Origin of the sequence: Sphingopyxis sp. DBS4 (genome assembly GCF_024628865.1) — a bacterium.
In the GTDB taxonomy this organism is placed as follows: Bacteria; Pseudomonadota; Alphaproteobacteria; order Sphingomonadales; family Sphingomonadaceae; genus Sphingopyxis.
Genome location: NZ_CP102384.1, coordinates 1,093,395 through 1,117,110 on the forward strand (window position 1 = coordinate 1,093,395; position 23,716 = coordinate 1,117,110).

A 23,716-nucleotide genomic window follows, 5' to 3' on the forward strand; every position below is an offset into this window, starting at 1 on the left:
GATCAGCTCCGTTCGCCGCCAGACCGCGAGCGGAGATATTCGGCAAACCGGCTCAGCTCGGCCCGGTCCTCAGTCGACAAGGCCGCAACGCGTCGCGCCAGATGGGCGACATCGGCGGGAAGGCTCGCGGAGGCCTCGTCTTCGCCGGTAAAATAGGCCACCGACTGGCGGTAAAGACGGGCAAGCCGCGTCAGTTCGATCGCTTCAACGCGGCGCTGGCCATTCTCGATATCGGTAAGCGCGGTCCGGGGAATCTTGAGATAGGCAGCAACTTCTTCCTGCTTGAGGCCGAGATATTTCCGTGCTTCGCGCAGACGGTCGCCCAAGCGCCGCCGCTCCTGCTCGTCGCCTTCCTGGCGGAGTGCGAGATTGGTCATGGCTTCGACCCTTTCTTCTTAACCCAGACGCGTTCGATCTTAGGGAGGAGGTCGTCAATCGCCTTCTCGATCGAATTGTAGCCGCCGGTGCGGACGATGCTGTCGCGAAGCTCGATGTCGAGGACCTGCTCCACCGCGCAAAGCGTGTCGACCACGGACAAGGAGTCGAGTGGCACGGGCGCCTGGATGATCTTCGGGTTTTCCGGAGGTAGGGCAATTCCGCGCACCTGTGCCTCAGCCCTGGCCACTTGCAGCAGTTCGTCGACCAACGCCCTAATGGCGTCGGCTTTGGGAAACGCGGTTGCCGCGGGCTTCGGAGGAGCGATTGTCGCCATGCATGCCTCGCACGATTTCACTACATTAAATGCGATATAATGTCTGATAATCCGACACGCAAGCCCGAATTTGCAGCTCGGATTTTTGCAGGGTGTAGCGGGTCATCGGCGGTGCGGTGTGGTGGTCAGTGCCACCTCGAGGGACAACGGCAGGGCAGAATCATCAACTCGGGTCATAGCTCGATCAAAAGAACAGAGCTGGAATATTGAGTCAGTCGCCGACGAGTGATCTCCTTCGGTCACCCACCAGCCCCCAGCGGCTCCGTTCATTTCGGGCGGCCCATAGCCGAGTCTTGAAGCCGCGCCCCGACCGCATCCGGCGGTATGGGCGGGAGCTTCAACGTGACCCCGACCAAATTGCTCATCGGCCAGATCCTTGTCGTGTTCGCAATCGTGATCGCGGGCCTCTGGGCGGCGACCCAATGGGCGGCGGCGATGCTCGCCTACCAGCCCGAACTTGGTCCGGCCTGGTTCATGGCTGGAAGCACGCCGGTCTATCGTCCCTGGGCGCTCTTCCCCTGGTGGTATCACTACGATGCCTATGCGCCGCATGTTTTCGACAAGGCCGGCGCGCTCGCCGGCGCGAGCGGTTTCATCGGCTGCGGCGCGGCGATCGCAGGCTCGCTCTGGCGCGCGCGGCAGTCGCGCCAGGTCACCACTTATGGTTCCGCGCGCTGGGCCAAGCCGAACGAGATCGAGCGGGCAGGCCTTCATGGTGACGCCGGCGTGTTCCTGGGCCGCTCGCGTGGCCGTTATCTGCGCCATAACGGCCCCGAACATATCATGGCGTTCGCGCCGACCCGTTCGGGCAAGGGCGTCGGGCTGGTCATACCGACGTTGCTCGGCTGGACCGGCAGCACCGTCGTTCACGACATCAAGGGTGAAAACTGGCAGCTCACCGCCGGTTGGCGCGCGCGCTTCTCCCACGTCCTGCTGTTCAACCCGACCGATCCCGCTTCCGCCAAATACAACCCGCTGCTCGAAGTCCGGCGCGGCGAGCATGAGGTCCGCGACGTCCAGAACATCGCCGACATCCTGGTCGATCCCGAAGGCGCGCTCGAACGGCGCAACCATTGGGAGAAAACCAGCCACAGCCTGCTGGTCGGCGCGATCCTCCACGTTCTTTATGCCGAGCCGGAAAAGACGCTCGCGCGGGTAGCCACATTCCTGTCGGACCCCCAGCAGCCGTTCGTCACCACGCTCCGGCGGATGATGACCACCAATCATCTCGGCACGAAGGATGCGCCGATCGTGCATCCGGTCGTGGCGTCGGCGGCGCGCGAGGTGCTCAACAAGTCCGAGAACGAGCGCAGCGGCGTCCTCTCCACCGCCATGTCATTTCTCGGCCTCTATCGCGACCCGACCGTCGCCGAGGTCACGTCGCGCTGCGACTGGCGGATCGCGGATCTCGTCGAGGCGGGCCACCCCGTCTCGCTCTACCTCGTCATTCCGCCATCGGACATCAGCCGAACCAAGCCGCTGGTACGCTTGGTGCTCAACCAGATTGGTCGCCGCCTTACCGAGAAGCTGGATGCCGATCCTGCCAAGGCGGGCAAGCACAAGCTCCTGATGATGCTGGACGAGTTTCCGGCATTGGGGCGCCTCGACTTCTTCGAGACCAGCCTTGCGTTTCTTGCAGGCTATGGGGTTCGCGCCTTCCTGATCGCGCAGTCGCTCAATCAAATCGAGAAGGCATATGGCGAGCACAACTCCATTCTCGATAACTGCCATGTCCGTATTGCCTTCGCGACCAATGACGAACGCACGGCGCGGCGGATCTCGGACGCGCTCGGCATCGCCACCGAGCAGCGCGCGATGCGCAACTACGCCGGCCACAGGCTCGCGCTGTGGTTGGCCCATGTCATGGTCAGCCGGCAGGAGACGGCGCGGCCGCTCCTGACCACCGGCGAGGTGATGCAGCTCCCGCCCAAGGACGAACTGGTGCTCGTTTCCGGCATGGCGCCGATCCGCGCGAAGAAGCTGCGCTATTACGAGGATCGCAATTTCCGCGAGCGGATCGCGCCGCCGCCCCAGCTCGCGCCCGGAGACTATCCCGATCGCCCGCAGGGCCGCCCCGACGATTGGAGCGGGCTGGTCCGCGCGCCTGACAGCCGGCTTGGCAAGGCCGACGACGACGCGAAAGCCGATGAGGACGGCGGCTTGCAACAGCAGCGCCATCCCGGACTCGGCGAGGAACAGACCAAAAAGCCCGAACCGCCCAGGCAGCTCGATCTTCTCGGCCTCGACCGCGACGACACCGATCCCGTCGCCGAAAAGCACGCGATGGACCGCGCCGGCACCACCGGCACGCTGATCCGCGCCCATACCATCAACCAGGGTCGCGACAGCGACACACTGCCGAGCTTCTGACGATGGCGGCGATCAAACCCAACCGCGTCCGCTACCAGCTCTTCCTGCCCGAAGATCTGAGCCACCGCTTCGAGGCGCTGGCGAGCCAGCCCGGCGCGTCCAAATCGGCGATCCTCACCGACGCGCTCACCGCCTGGCTCAACCGGCAGGCGGCGAGCGGGCTGGAGAACAAGTTCAGCCAGCGGCTCGATCGCATGTCGCTCGCGCTGGGGCGTGTCGAGCGTGACGGGCATGTGCTGCTCGAGAGCCTGGCGCTGTTCATCCGCTATGAACTGATGGTGCAGGCCCCTTTGGCCGAAGCCGACGAAGCGGCGCGTGCGATCGGCCGAGACCGCTTCGAGGCGTTCATTGCCCGCGTCGGCGAAGCGCTCGCCAGCGGCCAGCGCACGCTTGCTGCCTCCGCGAAAGACAATGGAGGTGGGCGATGAGCGACACGCTTTTCGGCTCCGATAATTCCGCAGGGCGTCGGCGCGCGATGCTGCGCACCGCGATGGGGACGACTATCGCGGCGGCGCTGGCCGATCCGATGGTCATCGAGATCATGGTCAACCCGGACGGCGTGTTGCGCCTCGATCGACTTGGCGAAGGCCGGATCGATACCGGCACCAAATATGAGCCCGCGCAAGTCGAGCGGATCATTCGTCTGGTAGCATCCCACGCGCGCACCGAGGTTCATGGCAATGCGCCGATCGTTTCGGCCGAGCTGCCGCCGCACGGCGAAGGCGCGGGCGAGCGGTTCGAGGGTATCCTGCCGCCGGTCAGCCTCGCGCCATGCTTCTCGATCCGCAAGCCCGCGGCGCGCATCTACACTTTGCTCGACTATGTGCGGGACGGCATCATGCTCGCCGACACGGCGCGACTGCTGTCGATGGCCGTGGTCGAGCGCAAGAACATCCTGGTCGCGGGCGGCACCAGTTCGGGCAAGACGACGCTTGCCAACGCGCTGCTCGCCGAGATGGCGCACCTCGATGAACGCGTCATCATCATTGAAGACACGCGTGAGTTGCAATGCGCCGCGCCCGACGTGGTGGGGCTGCGCACGCGTACGATCGGCACTGCCGGAGCCGGCGGCGTCACGATGGCTGATCTTGTCCGCTCGACATTGCGGCTCCGCCCCGATCGCATCGTCGTTGGCGAGGTGCGCGGGCGCGAAGCGCTCGACATGCTCAAAGCCTGGAACACCGGGCATCCGGGCGGCATCGCAACCGTCCACGCCAATTCGGCAGTGTCGGCCCTCTACCGGCTCGAGCAGCTCGTGCAGGAAAGCGTCGTCACCGTTCCGCGCCGGCTGATCGCCGAATCCATCGACATGATCGTGTTCATCGCCGGGCGCGGCCTCGCGCGCCGCGTCGACACGATCGCGCGCGTCGCCGGCCTCGATCCCGACGGCGGCTACGCCGTCCTCGACCTTACTCCCGACCACGCCCTCGAACCCCAAGGAGAATGACCATGCGCTTGTCCCGTATTCCTGCCCGTATTCCTGATCGTCGGAGCATCTTCCTCACCGGAGCCGCCATCGGCCTCGGGCTTGCGCTCGCCGCCACCGCGCAGGCCGCCGGCTCGGGCATGCCGTGGGAGGAACCGCTCCAGCAGGTGCTGGAGTCGGTCCAGGGTCCGGTCGCCAAGATCGTCGCGGTGATCATCATCATCGTCACCGGTTTGACGCTGGCGTTCGGCGAGACAGCAGGCGGGTTCCGCCGCCTCATCCAGATCATCTTCGGCCTGTCGATTGCGTTCGCGGCGTCGAGCTTCTTCCTCAGCTTCTTCAGCTTCGGCGGTGGAGCGCTCATCTCGTGATCGCCTCCGGCAGTCATATCGAGGGTTTCGAGGCGCCGATGCACCGCGCGCTCGCCGAGCCGATCCTGCTCGGCGGGGCGCCGAGGGCGATCGCGATCGTCAATGGTACGATCGCGGCCGCGCTCGGGCTCGGTCTCCAGCAGTGGATCGCCGGGCTGGCCATGTGGGCGTTCGGGCACACCCTCGCGGTGTTCGCCGCCAAACGCGATCCCGACTTCGCCCCGGTCCTGGTTCGCCACCTTCGCCAGAAGGGGCATCTGTCATGCTGAATCTGCGCGAATACCGTCAGAAGGCCGCCCGGCTCGCCGATCACCTTCCATGGGCGGCGCTTGTCGCGCCCGGCGTGGTGCTCAACAAGGACGGCAGCTTTTCGCGCGTCCTCAGGTTCCGCGGCCCCGATCTAGAATCCGCCACCGAAGCCGAGCTTGTCGCCGCCTGCGCGCGGGCGAACAATGTCCTGAAGCGCTTCGGCTCGGGCTGGGCACTCCATTTCGAGGCCGAGCGGCGCGAAGCGCTGGGTTATCCCGACAGCAGCTTTCCCGATGCGGCGTCGTGGCTGGTCGATGAGGAACGGCGCGCGGCGTTCGAAAGCGCGGGCGCGCATTTCGAGAGCCGCTATTATCTGACGCTCACCTTCCTGCCTCCGCCCGATCAGGCGGACACGGCGGGCCGAGCGCTGGTCGAGCGCAGCGACGACGCGAAGGGCCGCGACTGGCGACAAGCGCTTGCCGGCTTCATCGCCGAGACGGATCGCGCGCTTGACCTGTTCAGAGGCTTCATGCCCGAGGTGCGCGCGCTCGGCGACAGCGAAATGCTGACCTTTCTCCACGGTGCGATCTCCGCGCGCCGCCATGTCGTCGCCGTGCCCGAAACGCCCATCTATCTGGACGGGCTGCTGGCCGACACGCCGCTGACCGGCGGGCTGGAGCCGATGCTGGGCGACCAGCATCTGCGGACGCTGACCATTCTCGGATTTCCGAACGCGAGCCGTCCCGGCATCCTCGACGGACTCAACCATGAGGATTTTGGCTATCGCTGGGTGACGCGCTTCATTGCGCTCGACAAGACCGACGCAACCAAAGCGCTCACTCGCCTGCGGCGGCAGTGGTTCAACAAGCGCAAGTCGATCACCGCGCTGCTGCGCGAAGTCATCTACAACCAGCCGGTCCAGCTTCTCGACAGCGATGCCGACAACAAGGTGGTCGATGCCGACCTGGCCTTGCAGGCGCTCGGCGGCGATCATGTCGCGTTCGGCTATCTGACGACGACGATCACCGTTGCCGATATCGACCGCGCCCGCGTCGAGGAAAAGGTCCGCGCGGTCGAGCGCATCGTCAACGGGCTCGGCTTCACCTGCATCCGCGAGGGCATGAATGTGGTCGAGGCGTGGCTGTCGAGCCTGCCGGGCCATGTCTATGCGAACGTCCGGCAACCGATCGTCCACACCCTGAATCTCGCGCATCTCATGCCGCTGTCCTCGGTATGGGCAGGACCGGCGCGTAATCCGCATCTCGACGGTCCGCCGCTGCTTTATGCGGAAACCAGCGGCTCGACGCCGTTCCGTCTCAGCACGCATGTCGGCGACGTCGGTCATATGCTGATCGTCGGACCCACCGGGGCCGGAAAGTCGGTGCTGCTCGCAATGCTCGCGCTTCAGTTCCGGCGATATCCAGACTCCCAGGTCTATGTCTTCGACAAGGGATTTTCGGCGCGCGCGGCCGTGCTGGCGATGGGCGGCGCGCATCACGCGCTCGGGCTTGGCGGCGAGAGCGGTCATGCCGATGACGAGGGCGGGCGAACGATCGCCTTCCAGCCGCTGCGCCACATCGATCGCTCCAACGAACGAGCCTGGGCGGCCGAATGGATCGGCGCGCTGCTCGCCCATGAGAAAGTACTGGTCACACCCGAGATCAAGGAGGCCGTCTGGTCGGCGCTCACCAATCTCGCGACTGCCCCGATCGAGGAACGCACGCTCACCGGCCTGTCGCTGCTGCTGCAATCGGCACCGCTGCGATCGGCGCTCACGCCCTATACGCTCGAAGGACCGTTCGGCCGCCTGCTCGACGCCGCCGAAGACGATCTAGCGATCGCCGACGTGCAGTGCTTCGAGACTGAAGCGCTGATGGGGCAGGCGGGCGTCGTTGCGCCCGTGCTGACCTACCTGTTCCACCGGCTCGAAGAGCGCTTCACCGGGCGGCCGACGCTTCTCGTACTGGATGAAGCCTGGGTGTTCCTCGACCACCCGCTGTTCGCCGCGCGCATTCGTGAGTGGCTGAAGGTGCTGCGCAAGAAGAACGTCAGCGTCGTGTTCGCGACACAGAGCCTAGCCGATATCGCCGACAGCACGATCGCGCCGGCCATCATCGAAAGCTGTCCGCAGCGCATCTTGCTGCCCAATGATCGGGCGATCGAGCCGCAGGGCCAGACGGCCTACGTCCGCTTCGGTCTCAACGCGCGCCAGATCGAACTGGTCAGCCGCGCGACGCCCAAGCGGCAATATTATCTGCAATCAGCGCGCGGCAACCGGCTGTTCGAGCTTGGGCTAGGCCCGATCGCGCTGGCGTTGTGCGGCGCGTCCGATCCCGACAGCCAGAAGCGCATAGACGCGGTGCTGGCCGAAAAGGGCCAGGCCGACTTCGCCGCGACCTTTCTCTCCCAAGCCGGCCTCGATTGGGCGGCCGACCTGCTTGGGCGTCACCCTGCCGCCCGCCCCCCAGAAGACAAGGAGTAATTTCCCGTGCCCCGTATCCCTATCCGCAAATATGCGTGCCTCTCTGCTCTCGCGCTCGGCGCCGTCGGCTCGCTCGGTATCGGCATCGCGTTGACCTCGACGCCCGTCGCGGCCCAGCTCAGCGTGTTCGATCCATCGAACTATTCGCAAAACCTGCTCACCGCCGCGCGCACGCTCGCCCAGATCAATAACCAGATCCAGAGCCTCCAGAACGAAGCGCAAATGCTGATCAACCAGGGCAAAAACCTCACCAGGATCGATTTCCCGCAACTTCAGGAGCTTCGCCAGCGCCTCCAGCAGATCGACCAGCTCATGGGCCAGGCGCAGGGCGTCGACTTCCGCATCGATCAGCTCGACGAGCGCTTCCGCCAGCTCTACCCGCAGGAGTTCGATCAGGTGTTCCGCCGCGATCAGCGTGTGGCTCGCGCACGCGATCAACTCGATACCGCAATGTCCGCGTTTCGCCAGACGATGGGGGTCCAGAACCGCATCGTCGACAACGTACGGAGCGACACGCAGGCGCTCGCCGACATCGTCGCGCGCAGCCAGGGCGCGGAAGGCTCGCTTCAGGCGCAGCAGGCCACGAACCAGCTTCTCGCGCTCACCGCCAAGCAGCAGCTCCAGCTTCAGCAAATGATGGCGGCGCAGTTCCGGGCGGAATCGGTCGAGCAGGCGCAGCGGGGCCAGATCGCGCGCGAGGCACGCGAGTCAACGCGCCGCTTCCTCGGCGACGGCAAGGCTTACACGCCACGCCAATGAGCTGAGGCAGGCGAGGACCGCGCCCCCAGCTCCCCCCGGTCCGAACCTGTCTCGTCGCGGGGGCCGTAGGGCTTGCCCCTCTCATGGCCGCCGGTCCCCGCGACACCTTTCAACTTCAAGCAGGAACCCGCCCATATGGATGACCTGAATGTCATCGATCAGTTCATGGAGGCCTTCGCCTCCTACATCGACAGCGGGTTCGGCCTGTTGGGCGGTGACGTCGGTTTCCTGACCACGATCCTGATCGGCATCGACATCACTCTCGCCGGGCTGTTCTGGGCGCTCGGCGGCGAAGACGACGTCATCGCCAAGTTCCTCAAGAAGATCCTCTATGTCGGCGTCTTCGCCCTGATCCTCAACAGCTTCTCGACACTGTCCGATATCATCTTTCGCAGCTTCGCCGGCCTCGGCCTCACCGCAGGGGGCAGCGCGATTACGGCTGACGATTTATTGCGACCCGGCAAGCTGGCCGGGACCGGCTTCGAGGCAGCATGGCCGCTCCTCGAGCAGGCGAAGGAGTTGGTTGGCCCGATCGCCTTCTTCGACAATTTCATCGAGATCGCCGTGCTGGTGATCGCCTGGGTCGTCGTCATCGCCGCCTTTTTCATCCTCGCGATCCAGCTTTTCATCACAATCCTCGAATTCAAGCTCACTTCGCTCGCCGGCTTCGTGCTCGTGCCCTTTGCGCTGTGGAACCGCACGTCGTTCCTCGCCGAACGGGTGCTCGGGAACGTCGTCAGTTCGGGCATCAAGGTCATGGTGCTCGCGGTCATCGTCGGCATCGGCTCTAACTATTTCGCCGACTTCACCAGTGCGATCACCGGCGACGAGGTGTCGATCGAACAGGCCGTGTCGCTGATGCTCGCGAGCCTCGCGATCTTTGGCCTCTCCATCTTCGGCCCGGGAATCGCATCCGGCCTCGTCGCCGGCGCGCCGCAGCTCGGCGCCGGATCGGTGATCGCCACTACCGCGCTTGCCGGCGGAGGTCTTGCGATGGCAGGCGCTGGCGCCGTCGGCGCGGCACGCGGTCTCGCGGGGGCCGGTCTCGGCGCGATCCGCGCCGGTACATCGATGGGGTCTGCCGCATCCACCGCCTACAAGCTCGGGCAGGAAACCTCGGGCTCGACCAGCGTCGGCGCGGGCCTCGGCGGCGTTGCGACCGCCATGCGCGGCGCGGCTGCCAACCGGATGAGCGGCGGTCTCGGCGTTAGCGCTGCCGCCGATCGTGGGCAGCGCGCCGCATGGGAAGCAGGAAGCACCCGTGCCGGCGGCGGCGCCCCCGCAGCCGCGCCGACAGGCGCAGCTGAAGGAACACCCGCCTGGGCGCAGAAGCTTCATGCCAGCCAGAATGCTCGCCACCGCCGTCAGATGGCGATCCACGCAATCCAGGGCGGCGACCGCGGCGGCGCTGGCGCCACTCCAGACATCAAGGAAAGGGACTGAGCGATGAAATTTCGACGCGCATTGCAGCGCTATGGGCGAACGCCCGAACCCGAGACACCCTACCAACGAGCGGGCCAGCTTTGGGATGAGCGTATCGGCTCGGCTCGCGCACAGGCGAAGAACTGGCGGCTGATGGCCTTCGGCGGCCTGTTCCTGACCACTGGTCTGTCGGGCGCGCTGGTCTGGCAATCGATGCAAAGCCGCGTCGTGCCCTATGTGGTCGAGGTCGATGCACTCGGGCAAGCACAGGCCGTCGCGCCTGCCGCCAAGGACTATCGGCCGACCGATCCGCAGATCGCATGGTTCCTCGGCCGGTTCATCACCGGCGTTCGAGCGCGCTCGCTCGATCCGGTATTGATGCGTGAAAACTGGCTATCAGCCTATGATTTCGCGACCGAACGTGCGTCACTGTTCCTCGGCGAATATGCCCGCACCTCCAATCCGTTCGCCGATGTCGGGCGCAAGACGGTTTCGGTGCAGGTGACGAGCATCGTCCGCGCGTCAGATACGAGCTTCCAGGTCAAATGGACCGAGCAGCAATATGAGCGGGGAAGCCTCGCCAGCACGTCACGCTGGACGGCGATGCTCACGGTGAAGATCAAGCCGCCGCGCTCGGCCGATGTGCTCCGAAAAAACCCGCTCGGTCTCTATGTTGACGCGATCGACTGGAGCCGCGAACTGGAAACGCCGCAGGACCGGCCACCTTCGCCGCAACCATCGGCCGTGCCCGATCCCGCACAATCACTCCCGGTCGCGCCGCCCGCCGACATTCCGCTGGGCTCGCCGCTCGATCCGACCCTTGCTCAACCCGCAGCCGCACCATCCCCCGAAAGGACCGACCAATGATCCGTGCCCTCATCCTGGCGGCGAGCGCGATGGCGCTTGCCATGCCCGCCGCTGCGCAGAGCCGCGAACCCGCGTCACCGACCGCGCGCGTCACTGCCGCCAACCGGGCGGCACTGCGCGAGCCGTCGAGCGCGGGATATATATATGCCGTCCAGGTCTATCCCTGGGCGGAAGGCGTGCTCTACCGGCTCTATGCCGCGCCCGAGCGCATCACCGACATTGCCTTGCAGCCGGGCGAAACGATTGTGTCCGTCGCCGCCGGCGACACCGTGCGCTGGACTGTCGGCGATACCACCAGCGGCATCGGCGAAAGCAAGCGCGTGCACATCCTCGTCAAGCCGTTTTCGGCGGGCCTACGCACAAACCTTGTCATTGCTACCGATCGCCGGACCTACCATCTCCAGCTCGAAAGCACGCCCGCGACCGCGATGGCGGCGATCTCCTGGACCTATCCACATGACGAGCTGATCGCGCTCCGGCGTCAGCGGGATGCAGCCGTGGCGGCGACGCCGATCGCGTCGGGCCTCTCGGTCGAAAGCCTCAACTTCAACTATGCGATCTCGGGCGACAAGCCGGCCTGGCGGCCGCTGCGCGCGTTCGACGATGGGCGGCAGACCTACATCGAGTTCTCGCCCGCGATCGCCGTGGGTGAGGCGCCCCCGCTGTTCGTGATTGGCGAGGATGGCGAGGCCCAGCTCGTCAACTATCGCGTCGCCGGCCGCTATTATGTGGTCGACCGCCTGTTCGGTGTCGCCGAGCTGCGCCTTGGCGGCAAGAAACAGCAGATTGTCCGTATCACCGCCGCCCAGCCGAAGAGCCGGCAGCGCAAGGCCGGGAGGGGCGCGTGACCGATCCAACCGCTTCTTCCGCGCCGATCGCGGCGCCCAAAGCCGACCCCGAAACGCTCGTTCTGCGCGCGGCGCCGGGCCGCGTCACCCGTTTTCGCCGCGGTGCGATCGTCGCCATCGCTGCCGCCGGCTCGACCGCGATCATCGGCGTCGCCTGGCTGGCGCTCAAGCCCGCGACCCTGAGCCTGATCGCACCAAGCGATGAAAAGCTGGTTGGCGCGAAGGCGCCGCCTGATGCGCTCGCGGGCGCGCCGACGAGCTATGGCGACGTGCCGAAGCTCGGGCCACCGCTTCCCGGTGATCTCGGGCGGCCGATCCTCGAGCGCCAGCGGCAGCTTGGCGGGATGGTTCCCCCTGACCCCGCTGCCGATGCGGTGAGCCGGGCCGCGCAGGAAGCCGAAGCCGAGCGCCAGCGCATCGCCGCTGAGCAGAAGGCCGCACGCGAGTCTGGCGTCATGCTGCAATTGGCGGGCGGCGGTCGCGCCGCCGCCCCTGCACCGGTGACTACCGATGCAAGTGTTCCGCCAGCATCGGCCGAGACTGCCAAGCCGCTCCTCGACCCTGACCGAGATCCTAACGCCCAGGGGCGCAAGAACGAATTGGTCGGCCGCGCCAATCGCGACGACGACATCAATCCGCACGCGCTGGCGCAGTCCGTATCGCCTTGGATCTTGCAGGCCGGCAGCATCATTGCCGCGAGCCTCATAACCGGGCTCAACTCGGATCTTCCCGGGCTCGTCACCGCGCAGATCACGGAGAACGTCTATGACAGTGTGACCGGGCGCGGTCTGCTCATTCCGCAAGGATCGCGGCTGATCGGCAGCTACGACAGCGTTGTAGCGTTTGGGCAGAGCCGTGCGCTGGTCGTCTGGCAGCGGATCATCCTGCCCGACGGCTCGTCGATTCGTATCGACAATGTGCCGGCGACCGATACGCAGGGCTATGCGGGTCTGTCCGACCGGATCGACCGGCATACTTGGCAGCTTCTGAAGGGCGTCGCCCTGTCGACATTGCTGGGCGTCGGCACTGAATTGAGCTTCGGCAGCACCGAAAGCGACCTTGTCCGGGCGATCCGCGAGTCAGCGCAGCAGAGCGGCGCGCGCGCCAGCGATCAGCTCGTCACGCGCAATCTCAATATCCAGCCGACCTTGCGCGTTCGCCCCGGCTGGCCGCTACGGGTGGTCGTGCACAAAGACATCATATTGCCCGGACCCTGGGGAGGCCGTCATGGCTGATTTGAAGCTGCCAAGGCTGCCCGATCGGACGCCGGTTAAGATCACGATCAACGTCATGCCGGATCTCATCGAAGCGCTGAACGACTACGCCGAGGCCTATGAGGCGGCCTACGGCCGACGCGAGTCCGTACCGGACCTCATTCCATTCATGCTTAGCGGCTTCCTGGCGAGCGACCGCTCGTTCAGCCGGGCACGTAAGAAATAGTCCGATGTCGGCCCGGCAGCCTGCAACGAATGGCGACGACGCGCCCCCGATTGGGCCGATAAGCGTTCGCATTCCCGACGCAGTACGGATGACGGGGCTCAGCAAATCCAAGATCTACCAGCTCATCGCTTCCGGCGACATCGAGGCAGCCAAGGTCGGCCGTGCAACCGTGGTGTTTGTCGATAGTCTGCGGTCCTTTCTGCGATCACACTGTAAACAGCCGCGTTCTCGGGCGTAGCAGGGATCGCGCATGTCGGCCTGTCGATATTTCGGCACGGCCTGTCGCGAAGGGGTAAAATTGGGGGTGGATTGAGCGGAATTATCGGCACGACGATCAAGAACGTTGTTATAAATCAGTATCTTATGTTTTTCGTGTGAATCCCTCCTCCGCTACCAAAGACGCTCTATCCCTTAACAGTCTCCTGCTCCGGCGCGTCTGATGTCCGCCGCTTTCAGATCGGCGATTGTCGGATAGCCGTTCACCGCCATGAGCAGGTCGGCCTCGGCGAGGATGCAGCGAAGCACGTGCGCCGCGCCCTCGGCGCCGCCGAGCGCGAGGCCATAGGCGAAGGGGCGCCCGATGCCGACGGCGCGGGCGCCGATCGCGAGAGCCTTGGTGACGTCGCTTCCCGAGCGCACCCCCGAATCGAACAGCACCGGCGTGTCCCCCGCCGCGGCGACGACGGCGGGCAGCATGTCGATCGCGGCGATGCCGCCGTTCGCCTGCCGTCCGCCGTGGTTCGAGCAATAGATCGCTGCGGCGCCGGTATCGATCGCCCGCCGCGCGTCGTCGGGATGACAGATGCCCTTGAGGATGATCGGCAGCGAGGTGATCGAACGAAGCCACGCCATGTCGTCCCACGTCAGCACCTTGCCGAACAGCCGGCTCCATAGCCCGATCGCCTCGGCAAGATGGCCCTCGACGGGCTTGCCGAGAAGTTTCCGGAAGACCGGGTCGCCGAAATAATTCTGGAGAACATGGCCGCGAAGCTGGGGGAAATTGCCGCTGTTGAGGTCACGCGGGCGCCAGCCGGTGACCCAGGTGTCGAGCGTGACGACGATCGCGCGGTAGCCCGCTCGCTCGGCGCGGCCGACGAGGCTTTCGGCAAGTTCCTTTTCCTTCGGCGTGTAGAGCTGGAACAGCCCGGGCGTATCGCCCATTGCCGCCGCCACATCTTCGAGCGGGTCGTTGCCGAGGGTGGAGGCGATCATCGGCACGCCGGTCGCCGCCGCCGCGCGCGCGGCGTGCAGGTCGCCATGCCCATCGGGAGTGCACATTCCCGTGACGCCGATCGGCGCCATGAACAGCGGGGTGGGGAGGGACATACCGAAAAGCTCGATCGACAAATTGCGGACGGTCGCGTCGACCATCATCCGCGGTACGAGCCCCCAGTGGCGGAAGGCGGCGGAATTGAGGTTCTGCGTGTGCTCGTCGCCGCAGCCGCCCTGGACATAGTTGCGCAGGCTCTCGGACATGGCCGCGGTCGCGCGGGCTTCGAGATTTGCGGCGTCGACCGGGATCGTGGGCAGCACGCCCTGCAAGCCAGCGCCGTAAATCTCGTTCTGATAGCCTCCGAAACCCGTCATGCGCATTCTCCCATCTATTGTCTCGTCCTGAACGACCTCGCTCCGGCAAAGAAGCGTGCGAATGCCGGATAAACAAGCCGGATCGGATTATTGCCACAGCCACCCATATCGACTTTGCCGTCCAGCTCGTAAATGCGCTTCGGCCGGTTGACGGCAAGCCGCTGATTTACGGGAAAACCCATGGGTCTCAAGGGGCTGCTGGTGCGGCTGTCGTTTCCTCAATTCGGCTGGAATGACTTGAAAATAAACAATTATCTATAGTTCGAAAAGTCGTGGCCCCAGCGTGGCCCCGGAAAAATTTCAGCAAATTTTAGACTCGAACTGATGCCCGCGCGACCTCAAGCGCCTTTTTCTGGGCGAGCGCAGGAAGTGGCTTTGTTCGGCTCGCCGTCCCGCCCGTGCGGGCGGCCGGGGTCTATTCCGCTTCGCTCCACCGAGTCGGTTGCACCGTCTCGGCCCATGCGGGTAACGATCCCTGACGGGAAAAATGTCATCGCGCGTCCCGCGCGATGGCGTTGCTCGTGTCGGCCTCGGCCAAGCGGGGTGGGCGTCGCTGCCCTCTAGTCCCGCCCCGGCGTGCCGCAACCCGGACGCTGCGCGCCCGGGTCCTCCACTGCGTTCCGGCCTCCCGGTGCGGCCCGCCTTCATGGGCGGGACTGCCGGTTCGCTCTTGCCGCCCACCCCGCTTCGCCGGGGCCGATTGCGGTTGAAGGAAGGAGGGAAGGGCCATGCGCAGGTATCGCTTCCGACGCCGGATCGGCTACAGGCTGGCGGCGCTGCGCTGGAGGCTGGGCATCGAGACCGCGCGGGATCGCGAGCGGGCCGACCGCTTCGACCGGGCGCTTGCGGCCCTCTCCGAAACCGATCGCACCATCTTCCTGATGGCGCGGCGTGACGATCTTTCGGTCGTCGAAATCGCCCGGCGACTATCCCTTCCGATACCTGAGGTGCAGGGCCGCTTTGCCTATGCGTTGACACAAATCGCCCGCGCTCTTCCCGATTGAAAAGTCATCGCGCCGCGCGGCGAAGACCGAACGGCATGAGAGCTTTATGGGCTTGGCAAGCGGCGAAAATAACGCGAGTCAGGATCGGAAATGAAAACGAGCCTCGATCATCTGCCCGACCGGAAACGCCGCGATCTCGAACGGATCGTCCAAATCCTGTTCGCCGAGTTCGAGGACGCTACCAGCCTCGCCACGCAGAAATGGAAGAAGCAGGGGCGTATCCTCAAGGTCGTCCTCTACGGTTCCTATGCACGCGGTAATTGGGTCGAAGACCCCGTTGGCGGCTATTTCTCGGACTATGATATCCTCGTCGTCGTCAACGACGATCGCCTGACTGATACGGTCGAATATTGGGCCAAGGCCGATGATCATCTTCTTCGCGAGGTGACGATATCGAAGCGGATTTCGGCGCCGGTCAACTTCATCGTTCACAGTTTGCAGGATGTGAATGACCAGCTCCAGCGCGGTCGGCCGTTCTTCATCGACATCTATGAACAGGGGATCGTGCTCTACGGGGCCGAAGATCATCCGTTCGAACAGCCCAAGCCTTTGACACCAGAAGCCACGCTGAAAGAGGCGCGGAAGAACTTCAGGGAATGGTTCTTGAGTGCTTCACGGCGGTTCGAACTGGCCCAAAACGCGATGCAAAAGGGCTATACGAACGAGGCGGCATTCGACCTGCACCAAGCGACGGAGCGCTTCTATCACTGCGTCCTTCTCACGCTCGCTCTCTACAGCCCGAAGTCGCACCGGCTGAACTTTCTGCGCGGTCAGGCGGAGCCTCTATTGTTCGACCTGATTCAGGTTTGGCCCCGCGATACTAAGTTCGCCCAGCGCTGTTTCGAGCTGCTGCGACAGGCCTACGTCAACGCGCGCTACTCGCCGCATTACAAGATCACGCCGCAGGAACTGGAATGGATCGGTGAACGGATCGAACTGTTGCAAAAGCTCGTGAAGGAGGCCTGCGAACAGCATATCGCCGCCCTCGAAAAGGCCGTCGCTTCGAACTGACGGCCCGTTCCGTCAGCGCGTTTCCTCGACCAGTTTCTTGAGCGCGGCGAGGTCGCGATGGACCCATTCGGCATCGGCCGCGAACCGCTCGTCATCCATATCGGGCTGGCGATAGAGCGTCAGCAGCACCTCGGCGCCGTCGCCATTCCGGATCACGCGCAGCGGAATATGGATCTCGTTTCCGTCGCCCGGTTCGACGAAATGATCCATCACGCCATAGGCATTATGCGCCGTGAACCGGATGCGAACCGGCCCTTCCGGACCCGTCGCAACCCATGCTCCACTCTCTTTGCGCAGGTCGGCTTCCGACAGCCCGGAGGCCCATTTCGGGAAGAATTCTGGGCGCCAGATACGCTCGTAGAGCGCCTGCCACTGGCAGTCGATCGACACGCTTGATCTGCCCCCTTCTGAGTGGTCCAAAATTGATGATATTTTGGACGACGAAGGAGATATAGAATGCCGAGCAAGAAGCATCGCCCGGAAGAGATTATCGGCAAGCTACGTGAGGCGGAGGTTGTGCTTGCGCAGGGCGCTACGACCGCCGAGGCGTGTCGTCGGATCGCGATCAGCGAGCAGACCTATTATCGGTGGCGCAAGGAATATGGCGGCCTGAAGACCGATCAGGCGCGTCGGATGAAGGATCTGGAGAAGGAGAATGCGCGGCTTCGTCGTGCGATCTCGGACCTGACGCTGGACAAGCTGATCCTGCAGGAGGCTGCCCGGGGAAACTTCTGAGCCCCGCACGCCGCAGGCGCTGTATCGACCACATCAGAATGATGATGCCGGTGTCCGAGCGGCGGCTGTGCCGCGTGCTCGGGCAGCACCGATCGACGCAGCGCAAGGCGCCACGCGGGGCGGATGACGAAGCGGCCCTCACTGAGGATATCATCGCACTGGCCCGGCAATATGGTCGTTATGGCTATCGCCGGGTGACGGCGTTGCTACGCGATGCGGGGTGGCATGTGAACCGCAAGCGGGTTGAGCGTATCTGGCGCCGCGAAGGGCTGAAGGTGCCACAAAGGCAGCCGAAGCGCGGGCGTCTGTGGCTGAACGACGGATCGTGCATCCGGCTGCGGCCAGAATATCCCGGCCATGTCTGGTCCTACGACTTCGTCGAGGGCCGGACGCACGATGGTCGCAAATACCGGATCCTGTCGATCATCGACGAGGCGAGCCGGGAGTGCCTGGCGTTGCCGGTGGCGCGTAAGCTCAAGAGCGACGACGTGCTCGCGGCACTGGCCGAGCTGTTCGTCACGCGTGGGCCGCCGGCGCATATCCGGTCGGACAACGGCCCGGAGTTTATCGCGACGGCGGTGCAGCAATGGCTCGCCCAGATCGGCGTGAAGACGCTGTATATCACGCCCGGATCGCCATGGGAGAATGGCTATTGTGAAAGCTTCAACGGATCCCTGCGCGATGAGCTGCTCAACGGCGAGATCTTCTACTCGCTCGCGGAGGCCCGGATCCTGATCGAGGCTTGGCGGCGGCATTACAACACCGTCCGGCCGCACAGCTCGCTGGGATATCGACCACCGGCGCCGGAGGCCGTTCCATCGCCAGTGTCGCCCGCCGGTTCCGCTTCGCTCCACCTGCGGCCAACACTGGCGATGGACGCGTCAATGCACTAACAATCCCAGCGGACCACTCGGTGGGGGCCGGTCAGTTGATCGAGACTAAGTCGGACGTGGCAACCTTGCGACCTCGTCTTTCGTCCTCTTTAGTGAGGATGTTGACGACAATGGCAGTGGGGAGCCAGCCGGGTTTGCGCATGGCTGCGGAAGCGTCGTCCCGCGCCGCGATTGGGAGGCCGCTATAGGGATGTCCGAAGCGAACGAAATCGCGTATAGCGGCTGAGCGCTTGGGATCGTGGAGGCGCTGAAGACCTTCGCCACCTTCGTGATCGCGCGTGCGACGGTATACGCCACTTAAGGCTCTCAATTGCACTGCTGGCATCGAGAACAGGAGAATATGTTCGTCAGGTTTGCGCCTGTGCTGAGCAGGATCGAAGTCGAAGTGATCCCACTCCGGCAGCCATTGCTTAAAGCGAATTGCTTGAATCGTGCCCGCCATCAGAACCTCCCTAGCCTCGATGCCATGCCATTTAGGTTCCTACAATCTTGTAAATATTACGGTCGGGTGAGCGAAGCCTTATGAGGCACCGATCAGCGCACGCTTTTCGAATAATTCTTTGAGCGCCGAAGCGCCTATTTGGGTAAAGAACTCCCCCAAGCCGAGCGGCGATTAGCCTTCGGAAAGGCGATAATTTGGCCTTGTGATGGGTTGAGCGTTTCCGACCGCCGCTCGGTGGGGGCTCCCGCGTCGGAACCAAGATCGTCGGTCGGCAGATTGTCGCGAAGCCGGTCTAGATAATCCGACCACCACTGATTCATCCTGACGCGCTCATCCCAATAGGTTCCCCGGTGATAAGCGGCGCGAACCCGATCCGAATCCTTGTGCGCCAGTGCGCGCTCGATGGCGTCGGGATGCCAGAGCCCGGTTTCATTGAGGAGCGTGCTTGCCGTCGCGCGGAACCCGTGCGAGGTGATCTCGTCCTTGTGATAGCCGAGGCGGCGGAGCCCGGCATTGAGCGTGCCGTCGCACATCGGTTGCCGCAGGCTGTGATAGGCTGGGAACATATATTTGCTTGGATTGCCGATCGCTTTCAGCGCCTTCAGCAGGGCGATGACCTGCGAGGAGAGGGGAACGACGTGCTCTTCCTTCATTTTCATGCGCGCGGCCGGAATGCGCCAAACCTCTGTTTCCAAATCGACTTCGTCCCATTCGCCTTTTCTGAGTTCGCCGGGACGCAGGAAGACATGGGGAATGATCTGGAGCGCGAGCCGGGTTTCCGGGCGACCGTCGTAGCCGTCGATCGCGCGCAGCAACTGGCCGACGTGGGTCGGTTCGAGGATTGCGGCGCGATGGCGCCGGGTGGGAGTAACGAACGCGCCGAGCAGGACTTCAGCCGGATTGCGGTCGGCGCGGACGGTAGCACAGGCATAGCGGAAGACGCGCGACGCGAAGGCGCGCAGACGCTGGGCGGTTTCATGGTGTCCGCGCCGCTCGACCCGCTTGATCGATTCGAGGAGCAGTTGCGGGGTGATCGAAGCGACCGGCAACCGGCCGATATCGGGATCGAGGAGGTCGCGATACCAGCGGTTCTTCTTGACCGTCAGCGGCGACCGACCTTCGAGTTCCATCTTTTCGAGGAACTCGTCGGCGACGAACCGGAACGTCGACTCGGCAGCGGTCTTCGCCTCGATCTTGGCGATGCGGCGCTCGACATAGGTGTCGATGCCGTCTTCGAGCTTGGCGCGGGCCTCGTCACGCTTCTCGCGCGCTTCCTTGAGGCTGACGTCGGGAAAGCGGCCGAGCGAGATTTTTCGCTCGATACCGTGGAAGCGATATTTGACGCGCCAGAGGAGCGCGCCCGACGGCTGGACGAGAAGGAAGAGCCCTTTTGCGTCGGCGACCTTGTAGGGTTTGGCCTTGGGCTTGAGGGCGCGAATCTGAGTGACTGAAAGCATGATTTGGGGCCACGAGCTGTTGAGACGGGGTGGCCCCCCTTCTGGTGGCCCCAAATGGCCCGGACGGTGCGGAACAAAGGGGGACATCCTCGGACGGCCGAGGCGTCGATTTTACCAGCTTTTGTGCGGGTTTGCGAGCAAAAAGCCCTTGTCTTTCAAGGGGGTGCTGGTGCCGGCTGTCAGACTCGAACTGACGACCTACCGCTTACAAGGCGGTTGCTCTACCAACTGAGCTAAGCCGGCGCGCGGTCTCCCTAGAGCATTTTTGCCGGATATGGAAATATCCGGTGGCCGGAAAAATGCGGGCGGTGAAGGCGTCAGATTATGCCGAAGGTCCAGCCTTCGGTCGCGGCGAGCGTGTCGGAAAGCGGCGCAGGCGACCAGCGCTCCGTGTCCGATGCGATCGCGCGCAGCCAGGCGGCGGTCAGCAGCGCGTCGCTGGCATGATCGCTCATCGATCCCGTCACGCCGGCGGGCGGCGAGCCGAGTGCGGCGAGGGCGGCGTCGAGCGCCTTGCCGTCGCGAATTTTGCTGCGCCCCGGTGGCATTCCTGCCGCGCGCGCGGCGAGGCTGGTGTAGATTTCGACGAGCAGCGGGCCGCTGGGCGGCACGGGATCGAGCGGCCAGAGCGGGATGCGGCCATGCACGCGCTGAAGCAGGCGCATTCCCGCGAGGCTCGCCTTGCCGACCTGCGCCGCGCCGACGAGGTTGAAATTGCTGACGCTCGCGGCCTGCCGCGTTGCGCGCTGATGCTGTTCGACGACGCGCAGCCGCCCGGCGCCGGGCGTATAAAGGTCGCCGACATCGCCCTGGCCATGACGGAAATGGCGCCGCGCTTCCGGGTGAGCGAGAAAGCTGGCGACTTCATAATGCGGGTCGCGAGCGGTGAGCGTCTCGACCAGCGCCCATAGCGCCGGAAGGTCGGCGGGGCTTTCGGTCCATTCGGGGAAATAGGCGCCGCGATCAGCAAAGGCGAAAGCTGCCGAAAAGTCGAAGCCGATCAGCATGTCGGCGCGCGATGCCGCAATCTCTTCAAGCCACGCCAATATCTCGGCGCGCGACCAGACATGCCCCGGCCGCACCAATGCGGGCGCCGCGGCGCCGCTCGCAACCGCCAGCGCGATCCCGCGCTGGCGCGGGCCGCGCGCACCCGACCAGTCGAGCGCGGCGAAATGGGTGAAACGGCGCATTGGAAGGCCATAGCTAAGCCTGCAACCTTGCACAAAGCCCCGCGGCGTCCCACATGCGCTTCATGCTGATCGAAACCGAATCGACGCCCAATCCCGCGACGCTCAAATTCCTGCCCGGCCGGGCGGTGATGGAGGCGGGAACCCGCGATTTCGCGAGCCCCGAAGAGGCCGAGGCCTCGCCGCTCGCGACCGCGCTGTTCGCACTCGGCGACGTCACCGGCGTCTTTTTCGGCCGCGATTTCGTGTCGGTGACGATCGCGCCGGGCGCCGAATGGGCCGATGCGAAGCCCGACGTGCTCGGCATCGTGATGGACCATTTCCTCGCCGACATGCCGCTCTTCAACCCCGCGAGCGCCGCGGGGATCAGCGTGCCCGGCGAGGAGGAGGGCGGTTTTGCCGACGATCCGGCTGACGCCGACATCGTCGAGCAGATCAAGGACCTCATCGAGACGCGCGTCCGCCCCGCGGTCGCCAACGACGGCGGCGACATCATCTATCGCGGCTTCGACAAGGGCAATGTCTATCTCAAGATGCAGGGCGCCTGCTCGGGCTGCCCGTCGTCGACCGCGACGCTGAAAAATGGCATCGAAGCCCTCTTGAAACATTATGTGCCCGAGGTAACGGCAGTCCACGCCGTCTGATCCAGACTTTCAGCCAGGAGATACCTCGATGAGCGAGCCGCTTTCCGATAGCGCTCTCGACCAACTGTTCCGCACCGCGCGCACTTATAACTTCTATCTCGACCGATCGGTGTCGGAGGATCAGCTTCGCGCGATCTGGGATCTGATGAAATATGGGCCGACGAGCGCGAATGCGCTGCCGGCGCGCATCATCTGGTGCGTATCGGATGAGGCGAAGGCGAAGCTTGCTGCAATCGCCATGCCCGCCAATGCCGACAAGATATTGAAGGCGCCGGTCACCGCGATCATCGCGATGGACCATCAATTCTTCGAACATCTGCCCGACCTGTTTCCACACACCGATGCGCGGAGCTGGTTCGTCGGTAACGAAGCGCTGGCCGAGACCACCGCTTTCCGCAATTCGAGTCTGCAGGGCGCCTATTTCATCCTCGCGGCGCGCGCACTGGGGCTCGATACCGGGCCGATGTCGGGGTTCGACAATGCGGCGGTTGACGCCGCCTTCTTTGGCGACACGCCGCACGTGAAGAGCAATTTCATCTCGACGCTGGGCTATGGCGATCCCGCGAGCATCTTCGAGCGCAGCCCGCGCCCCGATTTCGAGCGTTTCAACCGCATTGCCTGAGGGACGAACGCTCGTCATCGACAGCGCCAGCGAGGCCTGCTCGGTCGCGCTGGTCGAGGATGGGTGCGTCGTCGATTTCCGACATGAGGTGATCGGACGCGGCCATGCCGAACGGCTCGTCCCACTGATCGCCGAACTCGCCGATGGCGGCCACGCGGCGTCGATTGCGGTCGGCTGCGGTCCGGGCAGCTTCGCCGGGGTACGGATCGGTGTGGCAGCGGCGCGCGCGCTCGCGCTCGGCTGGGGTGTGCCGGTGCAGGGCTTTTCGACCCTCGCGCTCGTCGCCGCGGGCGCCGCGGAGGCGATCGCCGCCGCGGGCGGCGCGTTGATCGTGATGGAGGGCGGGCACGGGCAATGGTTCGTCCAGCCTTTCGCCGCCGACCTGACGCCGCGCGCCGATCTTCGTTCGCTGCTTCCCGACGAGGCGATCCGGGCCGGCGACGAACTGGTGATCGGCAACCGCGCCGAGGCGTTCGTCGCGCGCCGTGGCAGCGGCCGCGCCATCGCCGTCCTGCCCGACACTCGCGCTTTCCCGAACCTGCCGGTCGGCGCGCTCTTCGCCGACCCCAGCCCGATCTACGGCCGCGCGCCCGATGCCAAGCCGATGGCGGCCGTATGAGCCGCTCGATACGCCTCGCCACCGCCCGCGTCGGCGATCTGTCGGCGGCGATGCGCGTGATGGAGGCCGCCTTCGATCCCGCTTATGGCGAGGCGTGGAGCACCGCGCAGCTTCTTACCCTGTTCGCGCTTCCTTCGGCGCGTGTCTGTCTCGCCTGGGACGGCGATGCGGCGTGCGGCTTTTCCGCGGCGCGCCTGGCCGGGCCCGAAAGCGAGCTTCTCCTCCTGGCGGTCGACCCGGCCTCGCGGGGGTGTGGGGTCGGCCGGATGCTGATCGACGACTGGATGGCCTGGGCGAAGGAAGAAGGCGCCGAGGAGTATTTTCTCGAAATGCGGGCCGATAATGACGCCGTTCATCTTTACGAGCGCGCGGGTTTTTCGGAATGCGGTCGCCGTCCAGCTTATTATCGCGGCGGCGACGGGGTCGTGCGCGATGCGATAACCATGCGCTGTCGCTAGGATTTGCGGCCGAAATCGGTGATTGCGAAATTACATCCAGAATGGCATGAATCGCGCCTCGATACTAATGCCGCACTATAATCCGCCCGCTCTTCTGGGAATCTCGTAGAA

The 23,716-nt window shown here is 64.7% G+C and carries 27 protein-coding genes and 1 tRNA gene; 20 read left to right on the forward strand and 8 right to left on the reverse strand.

The features are described from left to right. Nucleotides 1–2 precede the first annotated feature (2 nt). Both NP825_RS05070 and NP825_RS05075 read right to left on the reverse strand, forming a co-directional pair. The gene (locus tag NP825_RS05070; RefSeq protein WP_017499940.1) at nt 3–377 is read right to left on the reverse strand and encodes a helix-turn-helix domain-containing protein; all 375 of its coding nucleotides are present in this window, start codon (nt 375–377) and stop codon (nt 3–5) included. Then, a complete protein-coding gene (locus tag NP825_RS05075; protein ID WP_058454885.1) occupies nt 374–712 on the reverse strand; it encodes a hypothetical protein in 339 nt (112 codons plus the stop codon). The genes NP825_RS05070 and NP825_RS05075 overlap by 4 nt, the downstream gene beginning before the upstream one ends. Nucleotides 713–1,054: 342 nt before the next feature. Here NP825_RS05075 and NP825_RS05080 point away from each other — a divergent pair, with 342 nt between their 5' ends. The 13 genes from NP825_RS05080 to NP825_RS05140 all read left to right on the forward strand — a co-directional run bounded on the left by NP825_RS05080 (nt 1,055) and on the right by NP825_RS05140 (nt 13,184). After that, on the forward strand, nt 1,055–3,082 hold the full coding sequence (locus NP825_RS05080; RefSeq protein ID WP_058454967.1) for a conjugal transfer protein TraG: 2,028 nt from the start codon (nt 1,055–1,057) through the stop codon (nt 3,080–3,082). A 2-nt stretch (nt 3,083–3,084) separates the two neighbouring features. Beyond that, the gene (locus NP825_RS05085; protein WP_058454884.1) at nt 3,085–3,510 is read left to right on the forward strand and encodes a hypothetical protein; all 426 of its coding nucleotides are present in this window, start codon (nt 3,085–3,087) and stop codon (nt 3,508–3,510) included. Next, entirely contained in the window at nt 3,507–4,529 is a 1,023-nt protein-coding gene (gene trbB, locus NP825_RS05090) for a P-type conjugative transfer ATPase TrbB (RefSeq protein WP_058454883.1), read from the forward strand. Before NP825_RS05085 ends, trbB begins: the two co-directional genes overlap by 4 nt. Next, nucleotides 4,526–4,879 carry a TrbC/VirB2 family protein gene (locus NP825_RS05095; RefSeq protein WP_017499935.1) on the forward strand — a complete coding sequence of 118 codons (354 nt, stop codon included), beginning with the start codon at nt 4,526–4,528 and terminating at the stop codon, nt 4,877–4,879. The genes trbB and NP825_RS05095 overlap by 4 nt, the downstream gene beginning before the upstream one ends. Before the next feature lie 38 nt (nt 4,880–4,917). Next, nucleotides 4,918–5,148, forward strand: coding sequence for a VirB3 family type IV secretion system protein (locus tag NP825_RS05100; protein WP_051035683.1), 231 nt, complete (start codon nt 4,918–4,920; stop codon nt 5,146–5,148). Beyond that, nucleotides 5,142–7,610 (forward strand): conjugal transfer protein TrbE, encoded by a 2,469-nt coding sequence (gene trbE, locus NP825_RS05105; protein ID WP_058454882.1) that lies wholly within the window; start codon nt 5,142–5,144, stop codon nt 7,608–7,610. The genes NP825_RS05100 and trbE overlap by 7 nt, the downstream gene beginning before the upstream one ends. 6 nt (nt 7,611–7,616) lie before the next feature. Beyond that, nucleotides 7,617–8,369: a P-type conjugative transfer protein TrbJ gene (trbJ, locus tag NP825_RS05110; RefSeq protein ID WP_058454881.1), complete on the forward strand. Its 753-nt coding sequence runs from the start codon at nt 7,617–7,619 to the stop codon at nt 8,367–8,369. 135 nt (nt 8,370–8,504) lie between these two features. Continuing rightward, nucleotides 8,505–9,812, forward strand: coding sequence for a P-type conjugative transfer protein TrbL (trbL, locus tag NP825_RS05115; protein ID WP_058454880.1), 1,308 nt, complete (start codon nt 8,505–8,507; stop codon nt 9,810–9,812). A 3-nt stretch (nt 9,813–9,815) separates the two neighbouring features. Then, on the forward strand, nt 9,816–10,658 hold the full coding sequence (gene trbF / locus NP825_RS05120) for a conjugal transfer protein TrbF (protein WP_058454879.1): 843 nt from the start codon (nt 9,816–9,818) through the stop codon (nt 10,656–10,658). Further along, nucleotides 10,655–11,506, forward strand: a complete 852-nt coding sequence (trbG, locus tag NP825_RS05125) for a P-type conjugative transfer protein TrbG (protein ID WP_058454878.1) — start codon at nt 10,655–10,657, stop codon at nt 11,504–11,506. Before trbF ends, trbG begins: the two co-directional genes overlap by 4 nt. Continuing rightward, nucleotides 11,503–12,741, forward strand: coding sequence for a TrbI/VirB10 family protein (locus tag NP825_RS05130; RefSeq protein WP_058454877.1), 1,239 nt, complete (start codon nt 11,503–11,505; stop codon nt 12,739–12,741). Before trbG ends, NP825_RS05130 begins: the two co-directional genes overlap by 4 nt. After that, on the forward strand, nt 12,734–12,946 hold the full coding sequence (locus NP825_RS05135) for a DUF2274 domain-containing protein (RefSeq protein WP_058454876.1): 213 nt from the start codon (nt 12,734–12,736) through the stop codon (nt 12,944–12,946). Before NP825_RS05130 ends, NP825_RS05135 begins: the two co-directional genes overlap by 8 nt. A 4-nt stretch (nt 12,947–12,950) precedes the next feature. Next, nucleotides 12,951–13,184, forward strand: coding sequence for a helix-turn-helix domain-containing protein (locus tag NP825_RS05140; protein WP_051035681.1), 234 nt, complete (start codon nt 12,951–12,953; stop codon nt 13,182–13,184). A gap of 173 nt (nt 13,185–13,357) precedes the next feature. On the opposite strand, the gene NP825_RS05145 is transcribed toward NP825_RS05140, so the two are convergent. Beyond that, complete coding sequence (locus NP825_RS05145; RefSeq protein ID WP_257549029.1) at nt 13,358–14,533, reverse strand: alpha-hydroxy-acid oxidizing protein; 1,176 nt, start codon at nt 14,531–14,533, stop codon at nt 13,358–13,360. A gap of 728 nt (nt 14,534–15,261) precedes the next feature. Between NP825_RS05145 and NP825_RS05150 the strand changes: the two genes are divergently transcribed. Both NP825_RS05150 and NP825_RS05155 read left to right on the forward strand, forming a co-directional pair. Next, a complete protein-coding gene (locus NP825_RS05150) occupies nt 15,262–15,537 on the forward strand; it encodes an RNA polymerase sigma factor (protein WP_257549031.1) in 276 nt (91 codons plus the stop codon). A gap of 90 nt (nt 15,538–15,627) precedes the next feature. Next, nucleotides 15,628–16,548 carry a nucleotidyltransferase and HEPN domain-containing protein gene (locus tag NP825_RS05155; protein WP_257549033.1) on the forward strand — a complete coding sequence of 307 codons (921 nt, stop codon included), beginning with the start codon at nt 15,628–15,630 and terminating at the stop codon, nt 16,546–16,548. 12 nt (nt 16,549–16,560) lie between these two features. Here the strand turns inward: NP825_RS05155 and NP825_RS05160 are convergent, their stop codons facing one another. Then, on the reverse strand, nt 16,561–16,938 hold the full coding sequence (locus tag NP825_RS05160) for a polyketide cyclase (protein WP_257549035.1): 378 nt from the start codon (nt 16,936–16,938) through the stop codon (nt 16,561–16,563). Between the two features lie 66 nt (nt 16,939–17,004). On the opposite strand from NP825_RS05160, the gene NP825_RS05165 reads away from it, so the two are divergent. Then, nucleotides 17,005–18,176 (forward strand): IS3 family transposase gene (locus NP825_RS05165; RefSeq protein ID WP_095387322.1). Its coding sequence is split into 2 segments (ribosomal slippage): nt 17,005–17,269 and nt 17,269–18,176, totalling 1,173 coding nucleotides; the frame shifts between segments, so codons are not numbered across the junction. A gap of 31 nt (nt 18,177–18,207) precedes the next feature. On the opposite strand, the gene NP825_RS05170 is transcribed toward NP825_RS05165, so the two are convergent. The 4 genes from NP825_RS05170 to NP825_RS05185 form a co-directional block, all read right to left on the reverse strand. Next, a complete protein-coding gene (locus NP825_RS05170; protein WP_257549037.1) occupies nt 18,208–18,618 on the reverse strand; it encodes a hypothetical protein in 411 nt (136 codons plus the stop codon). Nucleotides 18,619–18,752: 134 nt separating this feature from the next. After that, nucleotides 18,753–20,075, reverse strand: coding sequence for an integrase arm-type DNA-binding domain-containing protein (locus NP825_RS05175; RefSeq protein WP_257549040.1), 1,323 nt, complete (start codon nt 20,073–20,075; stop codon nt 18,753–18,755). Between the two features lie 167 nt (nt 20,076–20,242). After that, nucleotides 20,243–20,318 (reverse strand) — tRNA-Thr (locus tag NP825_RS05180). A gap of 74 nt (nt 20,319–20,392) precedes the next feature. Continuing rightward, nucleotides 20,393–21,265, reverse strand: coding sequence for a hypothetical protein (locus NP825_RS05185; RefSeq protein ID WP_257549046.1), 873 nt, complete (start codon nt 21,263–21,265; stop codon nt 20,393–20,395). Nucleotides 21,266–21,327: 62 nt separating this feature from the next. Here NP825_RS05185 and NP825_RS05190 point away from each other — a divergent pair, with 62 nt between their 5' ends. From NP825_RS05190 to NP825_RS05205, 4 genes are read left to right on the forward strand one after another with little or no spacing between them, the layout of a single operon-like run. Continuing rightward, nucleotides 21,328–21,906: a NifU family protein gene (locus NP825_RS05190; protein WP_257549054.1), complete on the forward strand. Its 579-nt coding sequence runs from the start codon at nt 21,328–21,330 to the stop codon at nt 21,904–21,906. Between the two features lie 28 nt (nt 21,907–21,934). Next, a complete protein-coding gene (locus NP825_RS05195) occupies nt 21,935–22,528 on the forward strand; it encodes a malonic semialdehyde reductase (RefSeq protein WP_257549059.1) in 594 nt (197 codons plus the stop codon). Next, nucleotides 22,521–23,147 carry a tRNA (adenosine(37)-N6)-threonylcarbamoyltransferase complex dimerization subunit type 1 TsaB gene (gene tsaB / locus NP825_RS05200; protein WP_257549061.1) on the forward strand — a complete coding sequence of 209 codons (627 nt, stop codon included), beginning with the start codon at nt 22,521–22,523 and terminating at the stop codon, nt 23,145–23,147. Before NP825_RS05195 ends, tsaB begins: the two co-directional genes overlap by 8 nt. Further along, nucleotides 23,144–23,605 (forward strand): GNAT family N-acetyltransferase, encoded by a 462-nt coding sequence (locus NP825_RS05205; protein WP_257549063.1) that lies wholly within the window; start codon nt 23,144–23,146, stop codon nt 23,603–23,605. The genes tsaB and NP825_RS05205 overlap by 4 nt, the downstream gene beginning before the upstream one ends. Nucleotides 23,606–23,716: the final 111 nt, after the last annotated feature.

Coding starts and splice junctions, on each gene's coding strand:
- NP825_RS05205 (WP_257549063.1), top strand. CDS start 23,144: ATGAGCCGCTCGATACGCCTCGCCACCGCCCGCGTCGGCGATCTGTCG.
- NP825_RS05185 (WP_257549046.1), bottom strand. CDS start 21,265: ATGCGCCGTTTCACCCATTTCGCCGCGCTCGACTGGTCGGGTGCGCGC.
- NP825_RS05100 (WP_051035683.1), top strand. CDS start 4,918: ATGCACCGCGCGCTCGCCGAGCCGATCCTGCTCGGCGGGGCGCCGAGG.
- NP825_RS05190 (WP_257549054.1), top strand. CDS start 21,328: ATGCTGATCGAAACCGAATCGACGCCCAATCCCGCGACGCTCAAATTC.
- NP825_RS05095 (WP_017499935.1), top strand. CDS start 4,526: ATGACCATGCGCTTGTCCCGTATTCCTGCCCGTATTCCTGATCGTCGG.
- trbB (WP_058454883.1), top strand. CDS start 3,507: ATGAGCGACACGCTTTTCGGCTCCGATAATTCCGCAGGGCGTCGGCGC.
- NP825_RS05155 (WP_257549033.1), top strand. CDS start 15,628: ATGAAAACGAGCCTCGATCATCTGCCCGACCGGAAACGCCGCGATCTC.
- trbG (WP_058454878.1), top strand. CDS start 10,655: ATGATCCGTGCCCTCATCCTGGCGGCGAGCGCGATGGCGCTTGCCATG.
- NP825_RS05075 (WP_058454885.1), bottom strand. CDS start 712: ATGGCGACAATCGCTCCTCCGAAGCCCGCGGCAACCGCGTTTCCCAAA.
- NP825_RS05140 (WP_051035681.1), top strand. CDS start 12,951: ATGTCGGCCCGGCAGCCTGCAACGAATGGCGACGACGCGCCCCCGATT.
- NP825_RS05070 (WP_017499940.1), bottom strand. CDS start 377: ATGACCAATCTCGCACTCCGCCAGGAAGGCGACGAGCAGGAGCGGCGG.
- trbE (WP_058454882.1), top strand. CDS start 5,142: ATGCTGAATCTGCGCGAATACCGTCAGAAGGCCGCCCGGCTCGCCGAT.
- NP825_RS05195 (WP_257549059.1), top strand. CDS start 21,935: ATGAGCGAGCCGCTTTCCGATAGCGCTCTCGACCAACTGTTCCGCACC.
- NP825_RS05135 (WP_058454876.1), top strand. CDS start 12,734: ATGGCTGATTTGAAGCTGCCAAGGCTGCCCGATCGGACGCCGGTTAAG.
- trbL (WP_058454880.1), top strand. CDS start 8,505: ATGGATGACCTGAATGTCATCGATCAGTTCATGGAGGCCTTCGCCTCC.
- trbF (WP_058454879.1), top strand. CDS start 9,816: ATGAAATTTCGACGCGCATTGCAGCGCTATGGGCGAACGCCCGAACCC.
- NP825_RS05145 (WP_257549029.1), bottom strand. CDS start 14,533: ATGACGGGTTTCGGAGGCTATCAGAACGAGATTTACGGCGCTGGCTTG.
- NP825_RS05175 (WP_257549040.1), bottom strand. CDS start 20,075: ATGCTTTCAGTCACTCAGATTCGCGCCCTCAAGCCCAAGGCCAAACCC.
- NP825_RS05150 (WP_257549031.1), top strand. CDS start 15,262: ATGCGCAGGTATCGCTTCCGACGCCGGATCGGCTACAGGCTGGCGGCG.
- NP825_RS05085 (WP_058454884.1), top strand. CDS start 3,085: ATGGCGGCGATCAAACCCAACCGCGTCCGCTACCAGCTCTTCCTGCCC.
- NP825_RS05170 (WP_257549037.1), bottom strand. CDS start 18,618: ATGGCGGGCACGATTCAAGCAATTCGCTTTAAGCAATGGCTGCCGGAG.